This is a genomic window from Ruminococcus sp. YRD2003, assembly GCA_900109435.1.
Lineage (GTDB): Bacteria > Bacillota > Clostridia > Oscillospirales > Ruminococcaceae > Ruminococcus > Ruminococcus flavefaciens_G.
Genome location: FNZT01000010.1, coordinates 152,061 through 174,677 on the forward strand (window position 1 = coordinate 152,061; position 22,617 = coordinate 174,677).

Genomic DNA, 22,617 nt, shown 5'->3' on the forward strand with positions numbered 1-22,617 from the left:
TTATTCAAAAGACTTGCCGCACTTCTTGCAAACGCGGAGCTTCTTGTCGCCCTCGATAACGTGACCAACTCTTGTGGGCTTGCCGCACTTGGGGCAAACGAGCTGGACCTTTGAAGCGTAAACGGGAGCCTCAGTCTTGACGATACCGCCCTGCTGACCGACTCTTGTGGGCTTTACGTGCTTTGTGATAACGTTGATTCCCTCAACGATGACCTTGCCCTCCTTGGGGCTTACCTGTGCGACTTTACCGGTCTTTCTGTCGCCGTTCTTCTCGTACTTGTCTTCATACTTGCCTGTGAGAAGGATAACAGTGTCACCGGTTTTTACGTGAACTTTACTCATAATCGAATGACACCTCCATTAAAGAACCTCGGGAGCGAGGCTGAGGATCTTCGTGTATTCCTTTTCACGGAGCTCCTTAGCAACAGGTCCGAAAATACGGGTACCCTTGGGGTTCTTGTCTTCCTTGATAATAACAGCAGCGTTCTCATCGAAGCGGATATAAGTTCCGTCCTCTCTTCTGAGACCCTTTGCTGAACGAACGATAACTGCCTTTACAACGTCGCCCTTCTTTACAACGCCTCCGGGTGTTGCTTTCTTAACGGAAGCAACCACTACGTCACCGATATTTGCATATCTGCGGCGTGTACCACCCAGAACTCTGATACACATAAGCTCCTTAGCGCCTGTGTTATCAGCGACCTTTAAATAAGTCTGCATCTGTATCACAGCGAGTTCCTCCTTTCAAAGCTTAACGCTTTATATCAAAATTACTTAGCCTTTTCGATGATATTGGTAACGCGCCATCTCTTATCCTTGGAAAGCGGGCGTGTCTCCATGACCTCAACGCGGTCGCCGATCCTGCACTCATTGTTCTCATCGTGAGCCTTGAGCTTAACGGTACGCTTGATGATCTTCTTGTAAAGCGGGTGTTTAACGTTATCAACGATAGCAACTACGACGGTCTTATCCATCTTATCGCTTACAACCTTACCTACTCTTGTTTTTCTAAGGTTTCTCTCAGTAGACATTAGCTAAATCCTCCCTTTCTTACTGCTGCGCGAGCTCTGCGGCACGCAGAGACGTCTTTATGCGAGCAATATCCTTCTTTACAGCGTTAAGACGTGCTGTATTGTCGAGCTGATTTACAGCGTGCTGAAAGCGGAGAGCGAAAAGCTCCTCTTTCAGGCTTACGAGCTTCTCGTTGAGCTCATCTACTGACATTTCTCTTATCTCTGATGCCTTCATTACTGCTCAACCTCCTGCTCTGCCTTAGTTACGAACTTACACTTGATGGGGAGCTTGTGCATAGCGAGACGCATAGCCTCTCTTGCCGTTTCCTCAGCAACGCCCTTGATCTCGAAGAGCACTCTGCCGGGCTTAACAACAGCTACCCAGTACTCGGGTGAACCCTTACCTGAACCCATTCGTGTTTCAGCGGGCTTCTCTGTGATGGGCTTGTCAGGGAATATCTTTATCCAAACCTGACCGCCACGCTTGATGTAACGTGTCATAGCGATACGGGCAGACTCGATCTGGTTGGAGGTTATCCAAGCGGGCTCGAGTGCCTGAAGACCGTAATCACCGTAAGTTACCTTATTTCCTCTGTATGCCTTACCCTTCAGACGTCCTCTGTGGACTCTGCGGTACTTTACTCTCTTTGGAAGCAGCATTACTGATTACCTCCTTCTCTCTTAGCGTCACGGTTGAAGTTTCTGCCGTTGCCGCCGCGTCTGTTGCCGTCACGTCTGTCATCACGGCGACGTCTGTCGTTTCCGCGGTCGTTCTTTCTCTCAACCTTTTCTCTCTGAGCAGCAGCCTTAGCAGCATCGCCCTTGAGAACTTCGCCCTTGTATATCCAAACCTTTACGCCGATCTTGCCGTATGTTGTATCAGCCTCAGCGAAACCGTAGTCGATATCAGCACGGATAGTCTGGAGCGGGATAGTACCCTCGTGGTAGCTCTCGCTTCTTGCGATCTCGGCACCGGCAAGTCTGCCTGAAACCTTGACCTTGATACCCTTCGCGCCGAGACGCATTGTTCTGCCGATAGACTGCTTCATAGCTCTTCTGAAAGAAACGCGGTTCTCGAGGTCGAGAGCGATCTTCTCGGCAACGAGTGTAGCATCCATATCGGGCTGCTTAACTTCGATGATGTTCACGAATACCTGCTTCTTCATCATCTTTTCGAGCTGTACTCTGAGCTTCTCTATTTCAGCGCCCTGTCTGCCGATAACGATACCGGGCTTAGCGCAGTGGATGTGGATCCTCACCTTATCGTTGAAGCGCTCGATCTCAATTCTGGGAACACCAGCAGCATATAAGCTCTTCTTAATGAAATTACGAACGTTGTAGTCCTCAACGAGAGTGTCGCCGAAGTGTGCCTTATCGGCATACCAGCGTGAATCCCAATCCTTAATAACGCCGACACGGAGTCCGTGCGGATTAACTTTCTGTCCCATAATCAGACCTCCTTGGGATTATTCTTTTTCTTTAAGAACAACTGTTATATGTGATGTTCTCTTTAAAATTCTGTATGCTCTACCCTGTGCTCTGGGCATGATCCTCTTCATTATAGGACCGGGTGTAACGAAGCACTCTGCAACATAGAGGTTATCGCCGTCCATGCTGAAGTTGTTCACACCGTTTGCCTGAGCAGACTTTACAAGCTTTGAAACGATAGGACTTGCAGCCTTAGGAGTAAGATCTAAAGTAGCCAGTGCGATGTCAACCGGCTTGTTTCTGATGAGATCGAGAACGATCTGCACCTTTCTGGGTGATATACGAGCATTTCTTAAATAAGCTCTTGCTTCCATCATTCAGCTCCTCCTTTCGCTTACTTCTTACCGTTGTTGGATGTCTTGGAGCCTGCGTGGCCCTTGTATGTTCTTGTAGGTGCGAACTCGCCGAGCTTGTGACCTACCATATCCTCTGTTACATAAACCGGAACGTGCTTGCGACCGTCATGAACAGCGAATGTGTGACCTACGAAGTCAGGGAAAATCGTGGAAGAACGGCTCCATGTCTTGAGAACCTTCTTCTCGCCTGCCTCATTCATTGCAACGACCCTCTTCAGGAGAACTTCCTGGACATAAGGTCCCTTTTTGATACTTCTACTCATTTATCAAGTTCCTCCTTTCAGATTACTTGCCGTTGCGGCGCTTTACGATGAACTTATCTGTTCTGTGGTGCTTCTTGCGTGTCTTATAGCCGAGAGCGGGCTTGCCCCAAGGGGTAACAGGTCCGGGACGGCCGACAGGTGACTTACCCTCACCACCGCCGTGCGGGTGATCGCAGGGGTTCATAACAGAACCGCGGACTGTAGGTCTCCAGCCCATGTTTCTTACACGACCGGCCTTACCGTAGTTTACGTTCTCGTGGTCGATGTTGGAAACCTGGCCGACAGCAGCCTTGCAGCCTATCGGAACTTTTCTCATCTCGCCGGAGGGAAGTCTGATAAGAGCATATCCGCCCTCCTTGCCCATGAGCTGAGCCTGGTTGCCTGCGCTTCTAACGAGCTGAGCGCCCTTGCCGGGGTAAAGCTCGATAGCGTGGATGAATGTACCAACAGGGATGTCCTCGAGCTTGAGAGCGTTGCCGGGCTTGATATCAGCCTCGGGGCCGGACTCTACCTTGTCGCCAACCTTCAGACCGTTGGGAGCGAGGATGTATCTCTTCTCGCCGTCCTCATACTGAACGAGAGCGATGAAAGCGCTTCTGTTGGGATCGTACTCAAGAGTCTGAACAACAGCGATCATGTTGTCCTTGTCACGCTTGAAATCTATAACGCGGTACTTTCTTCTGTTACCGCCGCCTCTGTGGCGAACTGTGATTCTGCCGTAGCTATTTCTTCCCGACTTCTTCTTCATAGGCTCGAGAAGGCTCTTCTCGGGCTCTACCTTAGAGAGTACCGAATAATCGGTAACAGTCATCTGACGTCTGGAAGGAGTAGTAGGCTTGTAGGTTTTAATAGCCATTTCAATTTTCTCCTTTAATGCGTTTTCGCGGGAGCATTACTCCCATACTTGTTCTTCCTTATTAAAAGGTATCAACTATTAATACATACCCTCGAAGAACTCGATAGCCTTTGAATCCTCGGTAAGAGTAACGATAGCCTTCTTCCAAGAAGCAGTCATACCCTCATATCTGCCGAGGCGCTTAGCCTTGCCGCTCACGTTCATTGTGGTGACCTTGTCGACCTCAACGCCGAAGAGCTTCTCAACAGCCTTCTTTATCTCGGGCTTAGTAGCGTCCTTAGCTACTTTAAAGGTGTACTTTCCTGCCTGAAGACCGTCCATAGACTTCTCAGTGATAACGGGCTTGAGGATGATATCCTGTGCTGTTTTCATTATGCGTACACCTCCTCTATCTTTCCTACGGCATTCTTAACAACGATGAACTTGTCATAGTTGAGGATGTCGTATACGTTAAGGGTGTTTACAGCAGCTGTCTTAACACCGGGGATGTTAGCAGCGCTCTTTATAACCTTTGCGTCAGCCTCAGCAGTAACGATGAGAGCCTTGCCCTCAACGCCGAGAGCCTTGAGCATATCAGCGATAGTCTTTGTCTTGTAGCTGTCGAGAGCGAGAGCATCAAGAACTATCATATTGTTATCGAGCACCTTAGTGGAAAGAGCAGACTTCATAGCAAGTCTTCTTACTTTCTTATTGAGTGCGTATCTGTAATCTCTGGGCTTGGGACCAAGAGCAACGCCGCCGTGGTACCACTGAGGAGCACGTGTCGAGCCCTGTCTTGCATGACCTGTACCCTTCTGTCTCCAGGGCTTTCTGCCGCCGCCGCTTACTTCGGTTCTTGTAAGAGTGGACTGTGTGCCCTGTCTCTGGTTAGCGAGGTAGTTTACAACCATTGCGTGCATAACAGCTTCGTTGGGAGTGATACCGAAGATCTCGTCGTTGAGCTCTGTCTCGGATACCTGCTTGCCGGCCATATCAAATACTGAAATTGTAGACATTAACGTTTCCTCCTTCCTTAAGCCTTAACGCTGTCAACGATATATACGATTCCGCCCTTAGGACCGGGAACTGCACCCTTGATAGCGATGAGATTGTTTTCTGCGTCTATCTTAACGATCTCGAGGTTCTGAACAGTCACCTGCTCTGCGCCCATGTGACCTGCCATGCCCTTGCCCTTGTAGATACGGGAAGGAGACGAGCAAGCGCCCATGGAACCTGCCTGTCTGTGAACAGGGCCTGTACCGTGAGTTTCCTTGAGTCTGTGCTGATTGTGACGCTTTATAGCGCCTGCGAAGCCCTTACCCTTGCTTGTGCCGATGACGTCGATAGCGTCACCCACAGCAAATGTGTCAGCCTTAACGATGTCGCCCACATTGAGAGCGTCACAGTCATCGAGTCTGAACTCCTTGAGGTTCTTCTTGCAAGCAACGTCAGCCTTATCGAAGTGGCCCTTCATAGGCTTGTTTACTCTCTGTACCTTTACGTCGCCGTAGCCGAGCTGAAGTGCAGCGTAGCCGTCATTCTCAACGGTCTTCTTCTGTACCACAACGCAGGGACCGGCTTCAACTACTGTTACAGGAATCACTTTTCCTGCTTCGTCGAAGATCTGAGTCATACCGATCTTCTTGCCGATAATGCCTTTCTGCATATCATTTTCCTCCTGTTAGGTTATTGGTTGACGAAGGTCGTCAACATGACCGGCGGACTACCGCCATACCGCTTCCCGAGCGGCGATTTCAAGCGTAATATCGGTCAATTACTTGACTTCCATAACAACGTCTACGCCTGCGGGGATCTCGAGCTTCTCGAAAGCAGCTGATGTCTTGTCTGTGGGACGGAGAACATCGATAAGTCTCTTGTGAGTTCTCATCTCGAACTGCTCGCGGCTGTCCTTGTACTTGTGTACAGCGCGAAGGATAGTAACAACTTCCTTATCTGTGGGGAGCGGGATAGGACCCGAAACTCTCGCACCGCTTCTCTTAGCCGCCTCAACGATCTTAGCTGCAGCGATGTCTACTGTAGCGTGATCGTAGCCCTTGATCTTGAATCTGATCTTTTCGTTGACTGCCATGATTTCGCCTCCTTGAAAAATTTTGGGGACGCTTCTTGGGATACACACGTTTCCGTGTGTTTCATGCTTGACCGTATTAAAAAAGCTCGAAAAATCGTTATTTTCCGAGCCGCGTTCAGACATATTGAGACACAAAGTGAGCATAGCAAGCGCATACGCAAGCTGCGCCTGATGCATAACACGAACTGTGTTCATTATCCCATTCGCCCGGTTTAAAATCGGACATACTCCACGGAAATTCCCTGTCAGACCGACAGCAACCTTCCGCTTCCTCGCATATCTTTTTGCAGTCGCGCACGGATCAGGGTGCGCTCAACAATGACAATTATACCATATATTGAGGGCAAATGCAAGCATTGGCAAAATTTTGCCTGTAGAACTTTACAGATAATTCCGTCAAAATTTTGTGAGATTGTCACAACGAGCGCTTTGTAGGGGGCGATGCCCACATCGCCCCGCAAATCAAACGAACAATTAACATAATGTAGGGACACGCATTGTAGGGGCGCATTCCGTGCGCCCGAATAAAAAGGCGTTGTCATCGCGCGCGGAATAATTCCGCGGGCATATCAATTGTGAACTGCCACAAGGGGACGCCCTCTCTTGCAGGGCGTCCCCAGCAACAGAGTTGCATATAGCTGCGAAAGCCAAATCAAAGATTTGGTACGCAGCTTATCTCGAAAAACAGTCCGCCGGACTGTTTTTCGATTCATCCCCTTGCGGAGCGCGCTTTGGTGTGGGACGCCGTCCCACACCCTGCTGGGGCGCTGCCCCAGACCCTGCCAAAGGGACGCAGCCCCTTTGGAATCCCAATGTTCGCGCCATACCTTGTCAAAATCGGCAGATACCTCCGCGCAGCATAACTACAAAAGAGGCGGGATATCCCGCCTCTCTGCAAAATCAGTCCTTCTCCTCGTCGCGTTTTTTCTTTTCCTCAGCCATATTCTCGGTATTGAGGAAGGAGGCGGGGTCATAGCAGATACCCTGATAGCGGACCTCGAAGTGGCAGTGGTCGCCGAAGGAGTTGCCCGTATTGCCGACGAAGCCTATGAGCTGCCCCTTCTGTACGTACTCGCCCTCGACCGCATAAACGGATATCATGTGACCGTAAACGGTGGCATAGCCGCCTGGGTGCTCGATCATAACGACATTTCCGTAACCGCCCGAGTTCCAGCCCGCCGACACTACCTCACCCTCCTCGGCAGCGTATATCTCCGTACCCTCGGGAGCAGCGATATCAAGGCCCTTATGGTTACGGTCACTGATGAAGGTATCGCTTACCCAGCCGCCGTCGAGCGGCCAGCCGAACTCTCCCGTGCCCGTGAGGGGCTGACCGAAGAAGCAGGTATCGGGGTTATCAGGCATAGCGGAGTAAGTACCGTAGCCGATGACCTCCATGACGGGGTTTTTAGTGATATTATTGCTGATGACCTTGCGCGACGCTTCGATGCCGTCGATATAGGTTATCTCCACCTTGCTCTCTTTTTCGCCGCGCTCGCCCTTTGTCAGGGTAGCAACGACGCCGACATTGAGCGCACTTGTCTCGACCTCAACGGTCTCATACTCGAGGAAGGAGAGCGTGTCCATTTCGCGGACATACTGAATTGGCAGGTAGCTCTCGGTCTGAATGACATTTATCATCTGACCGTCTCTGAGCTCAACGCCGATATCGGGATTAAGCTCATTTATCTTCTCGAGCTCCATACCGTACTTCTGTGCGACGGTGACGATATTATCGCCCGCCTGAGCGACATAGACGCGTTTTTTCTCCTTTGCGGAGGTAAGCTGAGCGATGGTCTCGTCCTCCGATTTTACACTGTTTCGGAGGTAAATACCCTTTGTATACTCTATTTTATTGACGTAGGAAACGTCCCTGACGGTGCCTTTTACATCGTAGTTGAGGAGCCTGTCCTCGAGCGCATCCTCGACAGCCTTCTTGTTGCTGACAGCTCCGACGAAAGAGCCGTCGATGTAGATACCGTAAGCCTCGGTGAGGTCCTCATCGGAAGCTTCGAGCATCTTGTCCGCGAGCTGACCCGCGGTAATGAACTTGTCGTCATCGGATATAACGCGGAGCGAGAGCTTTGCGGACATATCAAGAGCCTCACCGTTATCGGAGTAAGCGACTCTCTGCTTGACATCGCGCGCGGCGGAATCGAAGTCGGACTCTGCTGAGATAATGCCTATCTCATGCCCGTTGTACTCGACAGCAATACCGTATTCGAGACCCGAGCCGAAGCGCACGACCCCCACAAGGAAGGCGATGCAGAGTATCGGGAGCGTGTAGTTGAAGGCAGTGTAGATGACGCCGTTCTCGCCGAAGAAGAAGGAGCCGACGAAGTTGACGAGCGCGGTGATGTACTCGCGTTTGCCCTCTTTTTTAGCTTTGCGCACCTTTCGTGTGAGCTCGTTCGAGAGCTTGACACGGCTTCGGAATGACTCGGTAAACTCTCTCCAGAGCCATAAAATACCGCCGCCAACAGCCTTTAACATGTCCCGAAGCTCGGCGGCGATGAAGCAGAGGGTCTTTATCACGGCGAGCAGTATAGCCGCAATGAACTTGAAAGTGCAGTGAGCGGCGCGGACAAAAAGGCTTGTCACAGCGTCGGCTGCGTTATGGAAAATGCCCAAAAAGCGATACTCCTCTCCATAGTTTTAATGTCAGCTCGTCCATTTTGCCCTTCAGTTCAGACCGAGCCTGACGCCAATAAATGCAAATCGAAAATTTGCAATTTTTTTAACAATCAGCGTTCCCGAGCGAAGTTCGGGTCAGCAAATGCCTAAAAGCGGTTATTGAAGACACATTATATCAATGTCTGCTCAACAACTAAAAATTGGCATCATATAGCTTTTTAAAGCCGATTTTTAGTTGTCATGGTGCAAGAAAAACAAGGATATTGATATTTTCTTGCACTTTGTTTTGCCCTTCGTGGCAAAAAGAGCTTGACCTCAATTAATGCGGCGCGCAAATTCCAAATATTGTAAAGAATTTGCGCTCTCCGAACGAAGTTCGGGGCAATAACCGCCTAAAAGCGGTTATTGGAGACACATTATATTATAGCTTATTCTTGGAAAAAAACAACGGGAAAAGGGCTCGAAAAAAGTCATCAGGCGGGAATTTTGTAGGTCTGCACAAAAATCAGGCTGTATTTAGGGCAATACCGCACAAAGCTTGTGCTGGAGATGCGCCGACAGATTTTTCGTCAGATTGTATAGAAATTCCACAGGCATACTGACGTATGTCAAGGAATTTCTGTGCATGATGACGGAAAATATGCAAGCATATCCAGTACAAAGCATTCAGGCGGGCTTTGTGCGGTGTTGCCTTAGCTAACTGTTTTACCGTCGTCTGTGCAAGTGCAGCAGCGACCCGCAGGAGCAGATATCACCCGACCGCAAACAAGCACACATACCGAAAAATCGGCATCTGCGGGTGTTCAGCTTCCCGTGGACAGGCGCAGGGACACTTCCGCGCGTTGTCGGCTCCGCATAATTATTGCGGACAGACACGCGGGGCTGTCGCTGCAAGCTCAGGTTTTTCAGCCAACAGCAGAGCACAGTTTTGCGTCCGTTAAAGCGTATATATTGTTTTATAAGTTGACGCGGTATGCTAAATCATTAATCTGATATACACGCTTATATACGCTGAAACTTAGCATTTTCTTGGATTTTTCCCTGTTTTTACGTCCGAAAAACATTTGTTCCACGTGGAACATTCTGTCACGCGACCCTGTGTCACGGTCTGCCGACCTCATCGGTGAAGAGGCGTTTTATGTCCTCGGGGAGCTCTGCCTCCGCAGTGACCTTCTCGCCCGTGAGCGGCACGGTAAACGTCAGTTTTCCGCAGTGCAAAGCCTGTCTGCTTATATCCGCGACCGAGCCTCCGTACATATCGTCCCCTGCCAGTGGATGATCTATGTACGCGAAATGCACGCGTATCTGGTGGGTGCGTCCTGTCTCCAGCCTTATCTCCAGCAGCGAAAAGTGCCTGTTTTCGGCTATTTTCCTGTAATGCGTGACCGACGGTCTGCCGTCCTCGCGCACGCACCGCAGTATCACGCTCTCCTGCTCGCGGGCAATGGGGGCGTCGATGGCGCCCGCGTCGTCGGTGATGCCCTCGACCGCCGCAAAATAGACCTTTTCGCAGCTCCCCTGAAGCAGATTCGCCGCATGAGCGTCCTTTGCGACCAGACACAGCCCCGATGTGTCCTTGTCAAGCCGATTTACAGGGCGAAACGACCTCTCGGGATACAGGTGTGCAAAGTAATTCGCGAGAGTGTCTCCGCGGTGCCCGTGCGACTCGTGAACAGGCATTCCTGCGGGCTTGTCGAACACCACAAGGCTCGGATTTTCGTACACTATCGGCACACAGAGCTGCGGATTCGGCTCTGCTGCGGCGTTTTCGCCCATATCAAGGACGAGGACGTCCCCTGCCCTGACCGTGTCTATGCTCCGTATCGGGCTCCCGTTGCAGGTGATGCCGCCTTCGCGATGCTTCAACTTCGCCAGAAGCCGCGCTGATACGCCGTTTCTCCCGCGCAGAAAGGTCTTGACCGTCACGGGCTCCTCCGTGTCTACTATAAATCTCAGCTCCGCCACTGTTTCACCCCGCCCGTCGGACGCGACGCACCGCTGAATGCGCGTATTCGTCCTCTTTTATGAAAATGGAAATGCCCGTCGCGAACGCTGCCGCAGCTTCGGGCAGAAATATCGGTATGCCGACTGCCGTAGCCAGCGGCAGAAAATACACCGCCGCCAGTCCCAGCGGAAGCCGCTTCCTGCCGCGCATAAAGCTCAGCGACATCAGCACGCAGGAGATGCCGCCGTGCTCGGGATATTCCGCGAGCAGAAAGGGCACTGCCGTCACGCAAAGCCGCGCTGCGAGCCATAAAAATGCCGATAATACGGCAAGAGCCGCCGCATTCCATGCAGCAAAAAGCTCGCTGCCCACGCCTCCGTCGGCAATGAGAGTGTACGTGTATGCTCCGAGCAGAGCCGTCGGCACCAGTGCCGCAAAGCACAGCAGCCTGCCTGCCGCATATGCCGTGATACTGCGGCGCACGAAGCTCCCGCGGAGAAGCAGCTCCGACACGGGAACGTCCTCCGCTCCGTCTGTGACCGCGCTCCTAAGCTTCGCTGCTGCCGCGCATTTCAGCGGTGCGGTGACTCCCCAGCGCAGGAGGGTCAGCATTGCCGCGAGGACGAGCTGTCCCGCAAAACTCCCGCTGAAAAGCTCGGCAGGGCGCATCGCTCCGAAGTAAAGGAGCATACTGAAAAATGCCGCCTCGCCGAGCCGAAAAAGCAGTCCCGCCGCTATAGGCGGCAGACAGACAAGCAGCAGCTCCGCCCGCCTGCCGCGGATACGCCGCCGTGTATAGCCGATAAGCTGCCATATACTCAAATAACCACTCCCACACACAATTCGCAAAAGAGCTAAGATTAAAGCCGTTAGCCGTTAGTGTGCTCCCCTTAACGGAAAAAGTGGGCTACCGAGCCGTAAATTTACGGTACATATTCGGTATCCTGCGAAACCGCCAAAGGGGGCTCCCCTTAGCCGTCAGCTTATGGTATCGGCTTCGCCGATAATAATTGAAATGTAGGGGCAGCGTTCCGCCGACTGCATAAAACAACGTTATTGTCACACGAACGCCCAAAGGGCGCCCCTACAATTTTAAAATCATCGCCGTAGGCGATACCGCAAGCTAAAGGCTAACGGCTAAAGGCTTATAATTCCGAATTTCGCATTCCGAATTACACTGGTATTATGTGAGCTTTATGGGATTTTATTCAAAATCGGGACCGTCGTCCTCTATGCGCTCGTAGGGGCAGTAGCCCAGTATCTCGAAACACTGGGAATTAAGCCACATCTGCGCCGTCGTCAGTATGTCGAATCCGCCGCCCGCCTCCGTCGTTATCTGCGAGGGCGAATACTTCGGTATGCCGAAGCCCGCAAGCATATTCGATATTATCCCTGCGTGCGTGATGAGAGCACAGTGCGTCAGCCCGCTCTGCATCATATCCGTGATGATGGCGTGAAGTCCCGTGTACGTGCGTGCCGTCATCTCCTCAAGGCTCTCGCCCTTCGGCGGACGCGCGTCCTTGCCCCCGCGGAGCCACGCCTTGTAGTCGGCACGGTTTATCAGCTCATCCACGCTCTTGCCGTCAAATTCGCCGAGGTCGAGCTCGCGGAAGTCGTCCACGGGGACTATCTCTGTCTCGGGAAAGAGAATGTCCGCGGTCTCCCTGCACCTCAGAAGAGGCGATGTGTAGACCCTGTGTACGGACGGGTAGTCGAATTCGTCCATTTTCGCCGCAAGGTCGGCTGCTCCCTTGGCAGAGAGCGGCATATCCGTCTTTCCGATGTATATTCCCTTTTCGTTCGCCTCGGTCAGTCCGTGGCGGATAACGCTTATCCTGTATCCTTTCATATTATGCTCCTTCTCATTATGCAAAACCGCCAAAATGCAGCCCGTTTTTTATGACTGTTGGTAATTCTTACAAATTAGCACTTGAAATCTGCCCGTATTTCCATATTTCAGCATATTTACAATTTATACAGATTGTTATATAATAATATTACGGCAAAAATATACTTTCAGTATGCATCCATCCGCATAATGCTATTTGTATCAAATTTTCTTTTTAGGAGGGAATCCCCATGAATTCAGATTTCGCACGTATCATCACATTGCAGAGAAAAGAACGCCACATCAGTCAGAAACAGGCTGCCGCAGACCTCGGCATTTCTCAGGCTCTGCTCTCTCACTACGAAAAAGGCATCAGAGAGTGCGGTCTGAATTTCCTCGTCAAGATCGCTGATTACTATAATGTATCCTGCGACTACCTGCTCGGTCGTACTCCCGAGCCCGAGGGAAAGGTCATCACTATCGAGGATATCCCCGACGACGACGGAAACAATACCCTCAAGATGCCTTCGCCCGAGATAATCAACTTCAACAGACGTATCATCAACAACTCGATAAGTCTGCTCTTCTCACTCGCGCAGAAGGCTAACAGCATTACCCTCATCAAAGAGGTATCGTCTTACCTCATGCTGTCCGTTTACAAGCTCTTCCGTATCGTTTATAACGCTAATCCCCACAACGACCAGAAGCTCTTCCGCATCCCCAAGGTCATCGCAAACGACAGCTCGAACGCTATCATCTCTATGAGCGAAGCCGATATCAAAGCCGCTTCAAGCGGTATCGCCCTCGACGGCAATGACTGTATCGACAACTTCGATACTCTCTACATCACTACTTCTACTCTGCAAAAGGATTATGCGCAATATTCGTCGTCGCTGCTCAACCTCATCAAGCGCAGCGAGGAAAGTATCGCCCGCACCCGCTCGAAATACCACAGCAACGGCGAAAATAACCGCGGCTACTGATACGCTCTACCGTCCCTGCTTCGGCAGGGACTTTCTTATTTCTTCTCCTTTGAGTAGTTTACCGCTATCCTTACCATGTTTTCGTTTATCTCGCCCGAGCCGAAACGTCCCGTCGACTTGTCTACAGAGAGAATAAGCTGTAGACCTGCCATTTGCGGCGTTTCGTCCGCGAGCTCCAGAAGCTGCGAGAGACTGCACATCGTATAGCCTGTGCCCATATCCGCTGCCGTCTCGGTATTCGGGAAGATGATGAAATAGTTCCTGCCTCCGTTCGGCGCGATGATGAGCTGCATTCCATAGCTGCCGTCCGCATTCTCTACTGCGTCGCCTGTTACGGCGGCAAGCACCTCCTCGCCGTCCTTTGCCATTGCGCCAAGCTTCATCCCGACCGCATAGTCGAAAGACTGTCCGTCATAATCTTTCTCGATGCGCGACATCTTGCGGTACAGCGCTACAAGCTTTTCTATATTTGTCATATTATCACCTGCAATTCTCAGATTTGTTTTATTATAGCATATCAGAGAGGTTATGTCAATTTTGTCACACGGCAAAACTCCCCATGCAAAGAAAGGGCACACCAAGGGGAGCCCCCTTTGGCGGATTCGCAGGTTACCAAATATGAGCCGTTACTTTACGGCTCGGTAGCCCACTTTTTTCCGCTAAGGAGAGCAGCCTAAAGGTGTGCCCTTTTCTGAGCTCTTAGCTCTTGATTATGCATTCATACCAAGCTCGATAGCCTTGTAGTTGTTCGGGATAAGTGCTGCCTTCTTAGGCGGTACTACCTTCTCGATAGCTTTCTTCATCGTGTCGAGCGAGCAGATGTTCGTCTCCTTGAGGAGCTTGCCGAGCAGTATGATGTTCGAACCGCCCTTGAGAGCGTTGTCGTCTGCCATCTGCTGCGACGGGATGCCGTACAGCTCGATGTCTGTTCTGTCGGTGTTTGCCTCTATCATAGTGCTGTCGAAGAATACCTTTCCGCCAGGACGTACGTCCTTCACGAACTTGTCGAACGAGGGCTGGTTCATTACGATGAGGAGGTCGGGGGTGAGTACCAGAGGTGAGCCGATGGGCTCATCCGAGATGCATACCGAGCAGTTGCACGTGCCGCCTCTCATCTCGGGGCCGTACGAAGGGAGCCATGAGAGCTCCTTGTTGTCCATGAGTCCGCAGTATGCCAGTATCTTTCCTGCGAAGAGGATGCCCTGTCCGCCGAAGCCTGCGAGGAGAATTTCAGTTGTTGCCATTATTCGTTGCCTCCTTCTGCGGGAAATACTCCCTCTTCAACGTCCTTGTATACGCCGAGGGGATAATACGGGATCATCTCGTCCTGAAGGCGCTTGATAGCCTCAAGAGGTGTGAGACCCCAGTTTGTCGGGCAGGTAGACAGAACCTCTACGATAGAGAAGCCCTTGCCTGCCTTCTGATTCTCGAATGCCTTGCGGATAGCCTTCTTTGCTGCCTTGACGTGGGGTACGCTGTCAACAGCTACACGCTCTGCATAAGCTGTACCTGTGAGCTGTGAGAGCATCTCGCATACCTTTACGGGGTAGCCTGCGAGCTGAGGGCTGCGTCCGAAGGGGGTCGTCTGTGTTACCTGACCAGGGAGTGTGGTAGGTGCCATCTGGCCGCCTGTCATGCCGTAGATAGTGTTGTTGATGAAGATAACGACGATGTTCTCGCCTCTTGTTGCGGAGTGTACTGTCTCGGCAGTACCGATAGCGGCGAGGTCTCCGTCACCCTGATATGTAAATACGAACTTGTCGGGATTTGTGCGCTTTACGCCTGTAGCTACAGCCGGAGCACGTCCGTGAGCTGCCTCTATCATATCGCAGCCGAAGTAATCATATGCCATTACCGAGCAGCCAACAGGACATACGCCGATAGTGTCGCCCTCGATGCCCATTTCGTCGATGACCTCGGCGAGTATGCGGTGTACGATTCCGTGTGTACAGCCCGGGCAGTAATGTGTAGGCACATCAATGAGTGCATGGGGTCTTTCAAATACTACTGACATCAGAGTGTACCTCCTATTCTCTTTATTTCAGCAAGTACCTCGGCAGGTGTCGGGATTACGCCGCCTGTTCTTCCGAAGAACTCAACGGGCTTTGAGCAGTTGATAGCGAGCTTGATATCGTCTACCATCTGACCCATGGACATCTCGACGCTGAGGAGTGCCTTCGCGCTCTTTGCAGCTTCGTTTATCTCCTTTACGGGGAAGGGCCACAAGGTCTTGGGACGGAACAGTCCTGCCTTGATGCCCTGCTCTCTTGCTGTGTTTACGGCGGACTTTACGACTCTTGCGGTCGCACCGAATGCACAGAGGAGGATATCGCAGTCCTCGGTGAGGTAGAGCTCTGCCTCTGTCTCGGTCTCCTTGATGATATCATATCTCTTGTAGCGCTCGATGATGGAATTCTCGAGCTCGTCGGGCTTGAGGTAGAGAGAGTTGATGATGTGGTGGTCTCTTGCGTTCTTGTGACCATTAGCAGCCCAGCCGCTCTTGTCGTATGCGTCGGGATTTATCTCGGGGAAGGAAACAGGCTCCATCATCTGTCCGAGAAGTCCGTCAGCCAGTATCATTGCGGGCATACGGTACTTGTCGGCACGGTCGAATGCCTTTACTACGTAGTCTACCATTTCCTGAACGGATGCGGGTGCATAAACGAGAAGCTGGAAGTCGCCGTGGCCGAGAGCCTTCGTTGCCTGCCAGTAGTCAGCCTGTGAGGGCTGGATACCGCCGAGACCCGGGCCGCCTCTCTCTACGTTGATGATTACAGCGGGGAGGTCGGAACCTGCAATGTATGATACGCCCTCGCTCTTGAGCGAGATTCCCGGCGATGACGATGATGTCATTGCTCTGACGCCTGTCGAAGCAGCGCCGAGGACCATATTTATAGCGGCAATTTCAGACTCTGCCTGAAGGAATACGCCGCCTGCCTTATGCATACGCTTTGCCATATATGCGGCAAGCTCTGTCTGGGGAGTGATGGGGTAGCCGAAAAAGCACTTACAGCCTGCTCTGATAGCAGCCTCGGCAAGAGCCTCGTTACCCTTCATAAGATTTCTTTCCAAAGCTAAACAGCTCCTTTCAATAATGAATGTTTACTTTTCGATAACGATAGCGCAGTCGGGGCACATAGTTGCGCACATCGCGCAGCTTATGCAAGCTGATTCGTCTGTACACTCAGCGTAGAAATATCCCTTCTTGTTTCGCTTTTCCTTCTGGAGAGCAACTATCTTCTTGGGACAGGCAGCAGTACATAGTCCGCAGCCCTTGCAGCGCTCGGTAATAACAGTCATCTTTGCCATTCTTTTCACTCCCTTCGCATAGCTGTATATTGTAAAGCGGAATTTCCGCGTTTTTACCTTATATTATATCAATATCGTGTAGGGGCGCATTACAGCAAAGCTGCATATAGCATCACAATCCAAATCGAAGATTTGGTGTGCTGCTTATCCGTGCGCCCGATAATTGCCGACAAATTTACGGGCGAGCGGAACTCGCCCCTACAATTGAGTTCATTGGCGGGACGTCGAGGACGCCGTCCCCTACAATTGAGTTCATTGGCGGGACGTCGAGGACGCCGTCCCCTACATTATTTGTCCCACGGCAGTTTTACGTAGACCTTTATCGGCAGTATGCCGCTGCTCTCGGTGAGCTCGCACAGCTCCTCGGGGCAGGTCGTGAACGCGAGCGGCAGCCCCGTCTTCGCCGAGACCTTCGCTGCAAACTCCGCCGACTGCTCCACGATATCTATGGTCGTCTCGCAGCCGAGGTTGGTGTTGTTCACTATCGCGGTGTGCTTCATGCGCGATGCCGCCTCTATCTCGTACATCAGCGCTGCTGCCTCGTTCGCGTTTGAGGTGAGCGTGCGGCGCTGGTTGATGACGTAGAGCATATCTATATCGTCGGGGAAACGTTCAAGCATCGCCTCGGCATAGCGCCCGAGGGCGGTGGCTCCCGCGTCGTCGCCGCCTACGTCGATGATGAGGCAGTCCTCGTTTATCGCGAGCTGCTCGACGTCAAACTGTATCGACGGAACATCGAGGTTGGTGTTCGCGAAGTCGGGGGCAATGAGCTTTATCCCCTTCTGCTCGAAAAGTTCCTTGAAGTCGGCTGTGCGGAAGTAGGGATTTACGAGGTCGAGGTCGACAACTGCGACCTTCTTGCCCTCCTCAGCGGCTCTTACGGCAAGATTTACCGAGAGATTGGTCTTTCCGCTTCCGTAGTGACCTGTGATAATGGTTATCTTTTTCATATTTGTCCTCATTTAGGCTTATAAAAAATCCTGTAACTTATATTATACCACTTTACACTGTCAAATGCAAGTACTTTTTCTCGGGTCATACTGGGACTTCGTCCCAAGAGAGAGTTAAGACTATAGTAAACAGCAAAAACTTGACAACACCCGCTGCTTATAATATAATAAAACTATCAAAAACCAAGGAGGTCAAATCATGATTATCCGCAAAATAGCAGCAGCTCTGCTTTCCGCCGCACTCGTATGCACAGTCTTCAACGCTCCTGCCAATTCTGCGGGCATTCCTCTTGATACAGCCGCAGCTCAGAGCTTTTCACTCGGCGACGTAAACGGCGACACCGCAGTCAATTCAAAGGACGCCTCGGAGGTTCTTGCGGAATATTCGCTCCTTTCAACTGACAAGGCAGGCTCATTCACCGATGAAAAAAAGGCGCGTGCCGACCTGAACAGTGACGGCATGACCGATTCCAAGGACGCGTCGATGATACTTGCGTATTACTCATACATTTCCACAGGCGGAACAAAGCCGCTTGAAGAATACTTTGCCGTGCTCTCGACAACAACAACAACAACTACTACTACAACTACCTCGACAACCAGCACCACTACTACCACAACAACTGCAACAACAACTACACAAAAAGTGTACGTTGAATATCATTTCCGCAGCAAATCGCTCCTTAACCAGCATTTTTCCAAACACGGCGCTGAATTTGCCGACGATTTCGGCTACACCACCGCAGAGGAATACGAACGAGGCGCGAGCAACGTCATCAACAACGTCGCGGCACTGCACAAAACAGAAAAGGAAGACGGCGATGACGTGTTCTATATTGAGAGCACGAATGAATTCGTTGTTTTATCCACAGATGGCTACATCAGGACATATTTCCGTCCCGATTCGGGTAAAAAATACTATGACAAGCAATAACCTTCAAAGCAAACAAAAAAGGCTCCCATGACGGGAGCCGATTTTATTACCGAATTATTCCTCGGTGTTCTTCTCGATGTAGTTAACGATGTCGTTAACCGTCTTGATCTCCTCTACAGCCTCGTCAGGGATAGAGAGGTCGTACTCGTCCTCGATCGTCTGGATAAGGTCTACGATGTCGAGAGAATCTGCGCCGAGATCCTCCTGAATGTTTGCCTCGGGTGTTACAGCGTCCTCTTCAACGCCGAGCTGTTCTACGATGATCTCCTTGAGCTTATCAAATACCATATTTTTTCCTCCGTTTCTTTTTTATATTTATGGGCCCTCCTGCCCGCGCAGAAGGATGAAAAATCTGTCACTCTGTGAACTCTCCGATTTTTCTAAACTTAGTATAACGTTCTTTCAGCAAAACGTCAATATCTTTTTTGCATTTTTCGGGGATTTTATATGACAAATATTCCTTTATATTTTCCGAAATTTTGTCTAAATCGTTGTGTGCGCCGCCGAGAGGCTCTTCAATTATGGATTCTGCGACACCCAGACGCACCATATCTTCCGCGGTTATCTTCATTATATTGCACGCTTCTTCCTCACGCTCGGCGTCCTTCCACAGGATGCTCGCGAAACCGCGCGGCGATATTACCGAATACTGTGCGTTCTCGAGCATGGCGAGCTCGTCGCAAACGCCCAGTGCAAGAGCTCCGCCGCTTCCGCCCTCGCCGAGAACTATCGAGATTATCGGCGTGCGCAATGTCATGAATTCCGCTATATTGCGGGCGATAGCCTCGCCCTGTCCTCTCTCCTCCGCCGCTACTCCCGCATATGCGCCAGGAGTGTCGATGAAGCAGATTATCGGACGGTGGAACTTCTCCGCCTGCTTTGCAAGACGCAGTGCCTTTCTGTAGCCCTCGGGGAGCGGCATTGCAAAGTTGCAAGCCTTGTTCTCGTCGATGTCCCTGCCCTTGACCTGTGCTATCACTGTCACGGGGGTGCCGTCGAGAGAGGCGATGCCGCCCAATATCGCTTTGTCATCGCCGTAGAAGCGGTCGCCGTGCATCTCGTAGAATTCGTCGAAAATAAGCGGTATATAGTCGTTTATCGTGGGTCTGCCCTTGGTATGGACAAGCTTCAGTCGCTCCCACGCAGTTTTTTTCTCGTCCACAGGTCAGACCTCCTTTTCCTTATAGCCGTGGAGCGCGAGGATATGTCCGAGGGTCGCTCTCATGCGCTTTCTCTCGACTATCATATCCACAAAGCCCTTTTCCTGCATGAATTCGGCAAGCTGGAAGTCCTCGGGGAGACGCTGCTTCATCGTGCTCTCGATGACGCGGCGTCCCGCAAAGCCGATGAGTATCTTCGGCTCGGCGATTATCACGTCTCCGAGCGAGGCAAAGCTCGCCGTGACGCCGCCTGTTGTCGGGTCTGTGAGGACTGTGATGTACAAGCCGCCGTTATCGCTGTGGAGCTTTACTGCTCCCGAGGTCTTTGCCATCTGCATGAGAGAGACTATGCCCTCCTGCATTCGGGCTCCGCCCGAAGCCGTGAAAAGAACCACGGGAAGCCCCTTTTCGGTCGCGTACTCGAATGCGCGGGCTATCTTCTCGCCCACTACGCTGCCCATACTTCCCATCATATAGTTCGAGTCCATGACGCCTATCACGGTCTCTATGCCCTTTATCTTCGCTGTGCCCGTGACTACGGCGTCCTTCAGACCCGTGCTCTTGCGGAGCTCCTTCTGCTTTTCGCCGTATTCGGGGAAGTCGATAGGGTCGCCGCTTATCATTTCGGAGTCGAACTCCGTAAAGCTGCCCTTGTCAACAGTTATAGCAATTCGCTCGGAGGCGGGCAGTCTGCCGTGGTAGTTGCAGTTGGGACATACCCTGTGCAGCTCCTCGTATTTGTCTCTGGGGACGGGGCTCTGACATCTCGGACACTTGAAGGTGGGCACTTCGTCCTCGTCTCCGCCGTTGAAGCGCAGCTTAACTACGTTGAAAAAATCGTCAAACATCTGCTGTCTCCCCCCTTACTTCCCGCTCTTTTCCATGAACCTGTTCAGGAATCCGATATCGTAGTTCCCGCTCAGGAATTCGGGCTGCTTGATTATTTGCAGCTGGAAGTCTATATTCGTGTCTACGCCGTCAACGATGAACTCGGACAGCGCCCAGCGCATCTTGCGGATAGCGTCGTCGCGGTCGGAGCCGTGGGCTATGAGCTTGCTTATCATTGAGTCGTAGTAGGGCGTTATCGTGTAGCCCTGATATACTGCGCCGTCTATGCGTATTCCCGGGCCGCCCGGAACGTACAGCGCGTTTATCGTGCCCGGTGAGGGGCGGAAGTTAAGCTTCGGGTTCTCGGCGTTGATGCGGCACTCTATCGCGTGTCCGCGCAGCTTGATATCACTCTGCGTCACGTGCAGCGGCAAGCCCTCGGCTATCTCTATCTGCGCCTTGACTATGTCAAAGCCCGTTACCTCCTCGGTTATCGGGTGCTCGACCTGTATGCGCGTATTCATCTCCATAAAGTAGAAGTCGCGGTTCTCGTCTACGAGGAACTCTATCGTTCCCGCGTTGTAGTAGCCGCACTGCTTTGCTGCTGTTATCGCCGCTTCGCCCATTTGTCTGCGGAGCTCGGCGTCAACGATAGGGCTCGGGCACTCCTCCAGCACCTTCTGATTGCGGCGCTGCATTGAGCAGTCGCGCTCGCCAAGGTAGATGTAGTGCCCCTGTTCGTCGGCTATCATCTGTATCTCGACATGGTGCGGGTTTATCAGGAATTTTTCGATATATACGGTATCGTCACCAAAGAAGCTGAGCGCCTCCTGCTTGGCGGCTGTCATCTGCGATTCGAGGTCTTTCGGCGAATCCACGCGGCGTATACCGCGTCCGCCGCCGCCTGCGGATGCCTTGACGAGCACTGGGTAGCCGCACTGCTCTGCTATGCGCTTTGCTTCGGCAAGGCTCTTGACTGCGCCCTTTGAGCCCGGTATCACGGGGACTCCCGCGGCTGCCATGGTCTCCTTCGCGGCTGCCTTGTCGCCGAGCATCTCTATCGCCTTGTATGAAGGTCCGATAAAGGTGATGCCGTTCTTCTCGCAGAGACGCGCAAACTCCGCGTTCTCCGAAAGGAAGCCGAATCCCGGATGTATGGCGTCCGCGCCGACGTTGTGGGCTGCCTGTATTATCGCATTCATGTTGAGGTAGCTGTCCTTCGTCGCGGGGGGGCCTATGCAGACCGATTCGTCGGCTATCTGCGCGTGCAGGGACGTTCTGTCCGCTGTGGAATACACCGTGACACAGCGTATCCCGAGCTCGCGGCAGGCTCTTATGATGCGTACCGCTATCTCGCCTCTGTTGGCGATGAGTATTTTCTTGAACATTTGTATTTATCTCCTTGCTTGGTCGAGCCTTTAGCCTTTAGCCTTTAGCCTTTAGCTCGTTGTGTCCGCCTGCGCGGACATATCTGAATATATCGCCGAAGGCGATACCACAAGCTAATGGCTAATGGCTAATAGCTAATGGCTCAAAAATTGCAGATAGGGGTCACTTGTTTTCTCCATCAGTGACAACGAAGGTTATCTCGCAGGAGACTGCTCTCTCTCCGCCGACCGATGCAAGCGCCTTGCCTGTGCCGATAGGTCCTCTCTGCTTGATTATCTCGACTTCAAGGTCGAGCACGTCGCCCGGAACTACCTGTCTGCGGAACTTTGCCTTGTCTATGCCGCCGAACAGCCCTATCTTGCCCTTGAACTCGGGCTTGGAAAGCATACATACAGCTCCCGCCTGTGCAAGCATCTCTACCATGAGCACGCCCGGAGTCACCGGATAGCCAGGGAAGTGTCCCTTGAACCAGAAGTCGTCCTCCTTTATGTACTTGCGGGCGTGTACCTTTACGCCCACCTCCATATCAACTATCTCGTCTATGAGGAGGAAGGGGTCGCGGTGCGGGATTATCTCCATTATCTGCTCTTTATTCATAAGTATTTCGGACATA

30 protein-coding genes are annotated in these 22,617 nt (G+C 51.9%); 2 read left to right on the forward strand and 28 right to left on the reverse strand.

The features are described from left to right. The 17 genes from rplX to BMX22_RS09895 all read right to left on the reverse strand — a co-directional run bounded on the left by rplX (position 1) and on the right by BMX22_RS09895 (position 12,472). Positions 1-342, reverse strand: a complete 342-nt coding sequence (gene rplX, locus BMX22_RS09815) for a 50S ribosomal protein L24 (protein WP_074742286.1) — start codon at positions 340-342, stop codon at positions 1-3. Between the two features lie 18 nt (positions 343-360). Continuing rightward, complete coding sequence (gene rplN, locus BMX22_RS09820) at positions 361-729, reverse strand: 50S ribosomal protein L14 (protein ID WP_009984984.1); 369 nt, start codon at positions 727-729, stop codon at positions 361-363. A gap of 41 nt (positions 730-770) precedes the next feature. Continuing rightward, the gene (gene rpsQ, locus BMX22_RS09825; protein ID WP_019680108.1) at positions 771-1,031 is read right to left on the reverse strand and encodes a 30S ribosomal protein S17; all 261 of its coding nucleotides are present in this window, start codon (positions 1,029-1,031) and stop codon (positions 771-773) included. A 19-nt stretch (positions 1,032-1,050) separates the two neighbouring features. After that, complete coding sequence (gene rpmC / locus BMX22_RS09830) at positions 1,051-1,248, reverse strand: 50S ribosomal protein L29 (RefSeq protein ID WP_031563395.1); 198 nt, start codon at positions 1,246-1,248, stop codon at positions 1,051-1,053. Next, positions 1,248-1,673 (reverse strand): 50S ribosomal protein L16, encoded by a 426-nt coding sequence (gene rplP / locus BMX22_RS09835; protein ID WP_019680106.1) that lies wholly within the window; start codon positions 1,671-1,673, stop codon positions 1,248-1,250. Before rplP ends, rpmC begins: the two co-directional genes overlap by 1 nt. After that, positions 1,673-2,461: a 30S ribosomal protein S3 gene (gene rpsC, locus BMX22_RS09840; RefSeq protein WP_074742287.1), complete on the reverse strand. Its 789-nt coding sequence runs from the start codon at positions 2,459-2,461 to the stop codon at positions 1,673-1,675. The genes rplP and rpsC overlap by 1 nt, the downstream gene beginning before the upstream one ends. A gap of 18 nt (positions 2,462-2,479) precedes the next feature. Then, positions 2,480-2,815, reverse strand: coding sequence for a 50S ribosomal protein L22 (gene rplV, locus BMX22_RS09845; RefSeq protein ID WP_074742338.1), 336 nt, complete (start codon positions 2,813-2,815; stop codon positions 2,480-2,482). Between the two features lie 20 nt (positions 2,816-2,835). Next, complete coding sequence (gene rpsS / locus BMX22_RS09850; RefSeq protein WP_009984992.1) at positions 2,836-3,120, reverse strand: 30S ribosomal protein S19; 285 nt, start codon at positions 3,118-3,120, stop codon at positions 2,836-2,838. 22 nt (positions 3,121-3,142) lie between these two features. Further along, positions 3,143-3,976 (reverse strand): 50S ribosomal protein L2, encoded by an 834-nt coding sequence (gene rplB / locus BMX22_RS09855; RefSeq protein WP_074742288.1) that lies wholly within the window; start codon positions 3,974-3,976, stop codon positions 3,143-3,145. Between the two features lie 78 nt (positions 3,977-4,054). After that, a complete protein-coding gene (gene rplW / locus BMX22_RS09860) occupies positions 4,055-4,348 on the reverse strand; it encodes a 50S ribosomal protein L23 (RefSeq protein WP_031563382.1) in 294 nt (97 codons plus the stop codon). Beyond that, a complete protein-coding gene (gene rplD / locus BMX22_RS09865; protein ID WP_074742289.1) occupies positions 4,348-4,971 on the reverse strand; it encodes a 50S ribosomal protein L4 in 624 nt (207 codons plus the stop codon). Before rplD ends, rplW begins: the two co-directional genes overlap by 1 nt. A 17-nt stretch (positions 4,972-4,988) precedes the next feature. Continuing rightward, on the reverse strand, positions 4,989-5,621 hold the full coding sequence (rplC, locus tag BMX22_RS09870) for a 50S ribosomal protein L3 (protein ID WP_074742290.1): 633 nt from the start codon (positions 5,619-5,621) through the stop codon (positions 4,989-4,991). A gap of 108 nt (positions 5,622-5,729) precedes the next feature. Further along, positions 5,730-6,044 (reverse strand): 30S ribosomal protein S10, encoded by a 315-nt coding sequence (gene rpsJ, locus BMX22_RS09875; RefSeq protein WP_031563375.1) that lies wholly within the window; start codon positions 6,042-6,044, stop codon positions 5,730-5,732. A 900-nt stretch (positions 6,045-6,944) separates the two neighbouring features. After that, on the reverse strand, positions 6,945-8,675 hold the full coding sequence (locus BMX22_RS09880; RefSeq protein ID WP_074742291.1) for a peptidoglycan DD-metalloendopeptidase family protein: 1,731 nt from the start codon (positions 8,673-8,675) through the stop codon (positions 6,945-6,947). Between the two features lie 1,104 nt (positions 8,676-9,779). Then, positions 9,780-10,643: an RluA family pseudouridine synthase gene (locus BMX22_RS09885; RefSeq protein ID WP_081349163.1), complete on the reverse strand. Its 864-nt coding sequence runs from the start codon at positions 10,641-10,643 to the stop codon at positions 9,780-9,782. Between the two features lie 4 nt (positions 10,644-10,647). Next, on the reverse strand, positions 10,648-11,445 hold the full coding sequence (locus BMX22_RS09890) for a hypothetical protein (RefSeq protein WP_074742292.1): 798 nt from the start codon (positions 11,443-11,445) through the stop codon (positions 10,648-10,650). A 382-nt stretch (positions 11,446-11,827) separates the two neighbouring features. After that, positions 11,828-12,472, reverse strand: a complete 645-nt coding sequence (locus BMX22_RS09895; protein WP_074742293.1) for a histidine phosphatase family protein — start codon at positions 12,470-12,472, stop codon at positions 11,828-11,830. A gap of 230 nt (positions 12,473-12,702) precedes the next feature. Between BMX22_RS09895 and BMX22_RS09900 the strand changes: the two genes are divergently transcribed. Then, the gene (locus BMX22_RS09900) at positions 12,703-13,434 is read left to right on the forward strand and encodes a helix-turn-helix domain-containing protein (protein ID WP_074742294.1); all 732 of its coding nucleotides are present in this window, start codon (positions 12,703-12,705) and stop codon (positions 13,432-13,434) included. A 35-nt stretch (positions 13,435-13,469) separates the two neighbouring features. Here the strand turns inward: BMX22_RS09900 and BMX22_RS09905 are convergent, their stop codons facing one another. The 6 genes from BMX22_RS09905 to BMX22_RS09930 form a co-directional block, all read right to left on the reverse strand. Beyond that, positions 13,470-13,910, reverse strand: a complete 441-nt coding sequence (locus BMX22_RS09905; protein WP_074742295.1) for a hypothetical protein — start codon at positions 13,908-13,910, stop codon at positions 13,470-13,472. 234 nt (positions 13,911-14,144) lie between these two features. After that, entirely contained in the window at positions 14,145-14,678 is a 534-nt protein-coding gene (locus BMX22_RS09910) for a 2-oxoacid:acceptor oxidoreductase family protein (RefSeq protein ID WP_074742296.1), read from the reverse strand. After that, positions 14,678-15,448: a thiamine pyrophosphate-dependent enzyme gene (locus BMX22_RS09915; RefSeq protein WP_074742297.1), complete on the reverse strand. Its 771-nt coding sequence runs from the start codon at positions 15,446-15,448 to the stop codon at positions 14,678-14,680. Before BMX22_RS09915 ends, BMX22_RS09910 begins: the two co-directional genes overlap by 1 nt. After that, positions 15,448-16,491 (reverse strand): 3-methyl-2-oxobutanoate dehydrogenase subunit VorB, encoded by a 1,044-nt coding sequence (locus BMX22_RS09920; protein WP_074742340.1) that lies wholly within the window; start codon positions 16,489-16,491, stop codon positions 15,448-15,450. Before BMX22_RS09920 ends, BMX22_RS09915 begins: the two co-directional genes overlap by 1 nt. Positions 16,492-16,536: 45 nt before the next feature. Next, entirely contained in the window at positions 16,537-16,743 is a 207-nt protein-coding gene (locus tag BMX22_RS09925) for a 4Fe-4S dicluster domain-containing protein (RefSeq protein ID WP_074742298.1), read from the reverse strand. Between the two features lie 287 nt (positions 16,744-17,030). Then, positions 17,031-17,693, reverse strand: a complete 663-nt coding sequence (locus BMX22_RS09930; protein WP_074742299.1) for a P-loop NTPase — start codon at positions 17,691-17,693, stop codon at positions 17,031-17,033. A 199-nt stretch (positions 17,694-17,892) separates the two neighbouring features. On the opposite strand from BMX22_RS09930, the gene BMX22_RS09935 reads away from it, so the two are divergent. After that, on the forward strand, positions 17,893-18,627 hold the full coding sequence (locus tag BMX22_RS09935) for a dockerin type I domain-containing protein (RefSeq protein WP_074742300.1): 735 nt from the start codon (positions 17,893-17,895) through the stop codon (positions 18,625-18,627). Between the two features lie 54 nt (positions 18,628-18,681). On the opposite strand, the gene acpP is transcribed toward BMX22_RS09935, so the two are convergent. The 5 genes from acpP to fabZ all read right to left on the reverse strand — a co-directional run bounded on the left by acpP (position 18,682) and on the right by fabZ (position 22,616). After that, the gene (gene acpP, locus BMX22_RS09940) at positions 18,682-18,915 is read right to left on the reverse strand and encodes an acyl carrier protein (protein WP_074742301.1); all 234 of its coding nucleotides are present in this window, start codon (positions 18,913-18,915) and stop codon (positions 18,682-18,684) included. A gap of 67 nt (positions 18,916-18,982) precedes the next feature. Further along, entirely contained in the window at positions 18,983-19,789 is an 807-nt protein-coding gene (locus BMX22_RS09945; protein ID WP_074742302.1) for an acetyl-CoA carboxylase carboxyltransferase subunit alpha, read from the reverse strand. Between the two features lie 3 nt (positions 19,790-19,792). Then, entirely contained in the window at positions 19,793-20,635 is an 843-nt protein-coding gene (accD, locus tag BMX22_RS09950; protein ID WP_074742303.1) for an acetyl-CoA carboxylase, carboxyltransferase subunit beta, read from the reverse strand. A 15-nt stretch (positions 20,636-20,650) separates the two neighbouring features. Continuing rightward, positions 20,651-22,003, reverse strand: a complete 1,353-nt coding sequence (gene accC, locus BMX22_RS09955; RefSeq protein ID WP_074742304.1) for an acetyl-CoA carboxylase biotin carboxylase subunit — start codon at positions 22,001-22,003, stop codon at positions 20,651-20,653. A gap of 163 nt (positions 22,004-22,166) precedes the next feature. Continuing rightward, positions 22,167-22,616 (reverse strand): 3-hydroxyacyl-ACP dehydratase FabZ, encoded by a 450-nt coding sequence (fabZ, locus tag BMX22_RS09960; RefSeq protein WP_074742305.1) that lies wholly within the window; start codon positions 22,614-22,616, stop codon positions 22,167-22,169. Between the last annotated feature and the right edge of the window lies 1 nt (position 22,617).

Bases quoted from the DNA above. Each gene is read 5' to 3' on its own strand.
- BMX22_RS09935 (WP_074742300.1), top strand. From the start codon at position 17,893: ATGATTATCCGCAAAATAGCAGCAGCTCTGCTTTCCGCCGCACTCGTA.
- acpP (WP_074742301.1), bottom strand. From the start codon at position 18,915: ATGGTATTTGATAAGCTCAAGGAGATCATCGTAGAACAGCTCGGCGTT.
- rpsC (WP_074742287.1), bottom strand. From the start codon at position 2,461: ATGGGACAGAAAGTTAATCCGCACGGACTCCGTGTCGGCGTTATTAAG.
- BMX22_RS09930 (WP_074742299.1), bottom strand. From the start codon at position 17,693: ATGAAAAAGATAACCATTATCACAGGTCACTACGGAAGCGGAAAGACC.
- BMX22_RS09920 (WP_074742340.1), bottom strand. From the start codon at position 16,491: ATGAAGGGTAACGAGGCTCTTGCCGAGGCTGCTATCAGAGCAGGCTGT.
- rplC (WP_074742290.1), bottom strand. From the start codon at position 5,621: ATGCAGAAAGGCATTATCGGCAAGAAGATCGGTATGACTCAGATCTTC.
- rpsQ (WP_019680108.1), bottom strand. From the start codon at position 1,031: ATGTCTACTGAGAGAAACCTTAGAAAAACAAGAGTAGGTAAGGTTGTA.
- rplP (WP_019680106.1), bottom strand. From the start codon at position 1,673: ATGCTGCTTCCAAAGAGAGTAAAGTACCGCAGAGTCCACAGAGGACGT.
- fabZ (WP_074742305.1), bottom strand. From the start codon at position 22,616: ATGTCCGAAATACTTATGAATAAAGAGCAGATAATGGAGATAATCCCG.
- rplD (WP_074742289.1), bottom strand. From the start codon at position 4,971: ATGTCTACAATTTCAGTATTTGATATGGCCGGCAAGCAGGTATCCGAG.
- accC (WP_074742304.1), bottom strand. From the start codon at position 22,003: ATGTTCAAGAAAATACTCATCGCCAACAGAGGCGAGATAGCGGTACGC.
- rpsJ (WP_031563375.1), bottom strand. From the start codon at position 6,044: ATGGCAGTCAACGAAAAGATCAGATTCAAGATCAAGGGCTACGATCAC.
- BMX22_RS09910 (WP_074742296.1), bottom strand. From the start codon at position 14,678: ATGGCAACAACTGAAATTCTCCTCGCAGGCTTCGGCGGACAGGGCATC.
- rpmC (WP_031563395.1), bottom strand. From the start codon at position 1,248: ATGAAGGCATCAGAGATAAGAGAAATGTCAGTAGATGAGCTCAACGAG.
- BMX22_RS09895 (WP_074742293.1), bottom strand. From the start codon at position 12,472: ATGAAAGGATACAGGATAAGCGTTATCCGCCACGGACTGACCGAGGCG.
- rplW (WP_031563382.1), bottom strand. From the start codon at position 4,348: ATGAAAACAGCACAGGATATCATCCTCAAGCCCGTTATCACTGAGAAG.
- BMX22_RS09905 (WP_074742295.1), bottom strand. From the start codon at position 13,910: ATGACAAATATAGAAAAGCTTGTAGCGCTGTACCGCAAGATGTCGCGC.
- BMX22_RS09915 (WP_074742297.1), bottom strand. From the start codon at position 15,448: ATGTCAGTAGTATTTGAAAGACCCCATGCACTCATTGATGTGCCTACA.
- rplX (WP_074742286.1), bottom strand. From the start codon at position 342: ATGAGTAAAGTTCACGTAAAAACCGGTGACACTGTTATCCTTCTCACA.
- BMX22_RS09925 (WP_074742298.1), bottom strand. From the start codon at position 16,743: ATGGCAAAGATGACTGTTATTACCGAGCGCTGCAAGGGCTGCGGACTA.
- rplV (WP_074742338.1), bottom strand. From the start codon at position 2,815: ATGGAAGCAAGAGCTTATTTAAGAAATGCTCGTATATCACCCAGAAAG.
- accD (WP_074742303.1), bottom strand. From the start codon at position 20,635: ATGTTTGACGATTTTTTCAACGTAGTTAAGCTGCGCTTCAACGGCGGA.
- rplB (WP_074742288.1), bottom strand. From the start codon at position 3,976: ATGGCTATTAAAACCTACAAGCCTACTACTCCTTCCAGACGTCAGATG.
- BMX22_RS09900 (WP_074742294.1), top strand. From the start codon at position 12,703: ATGAATTCAGATTTCGCACGTATCATCACATTGCAGAGAAAAGAACGC.
- rpsS (WP_009984992.1), bottom strand. From the start codon at position 3,120: ATGAGTAGAAGTATCAAAAAGGGACCTTATGTCCAGGAAGTTCTCCTG.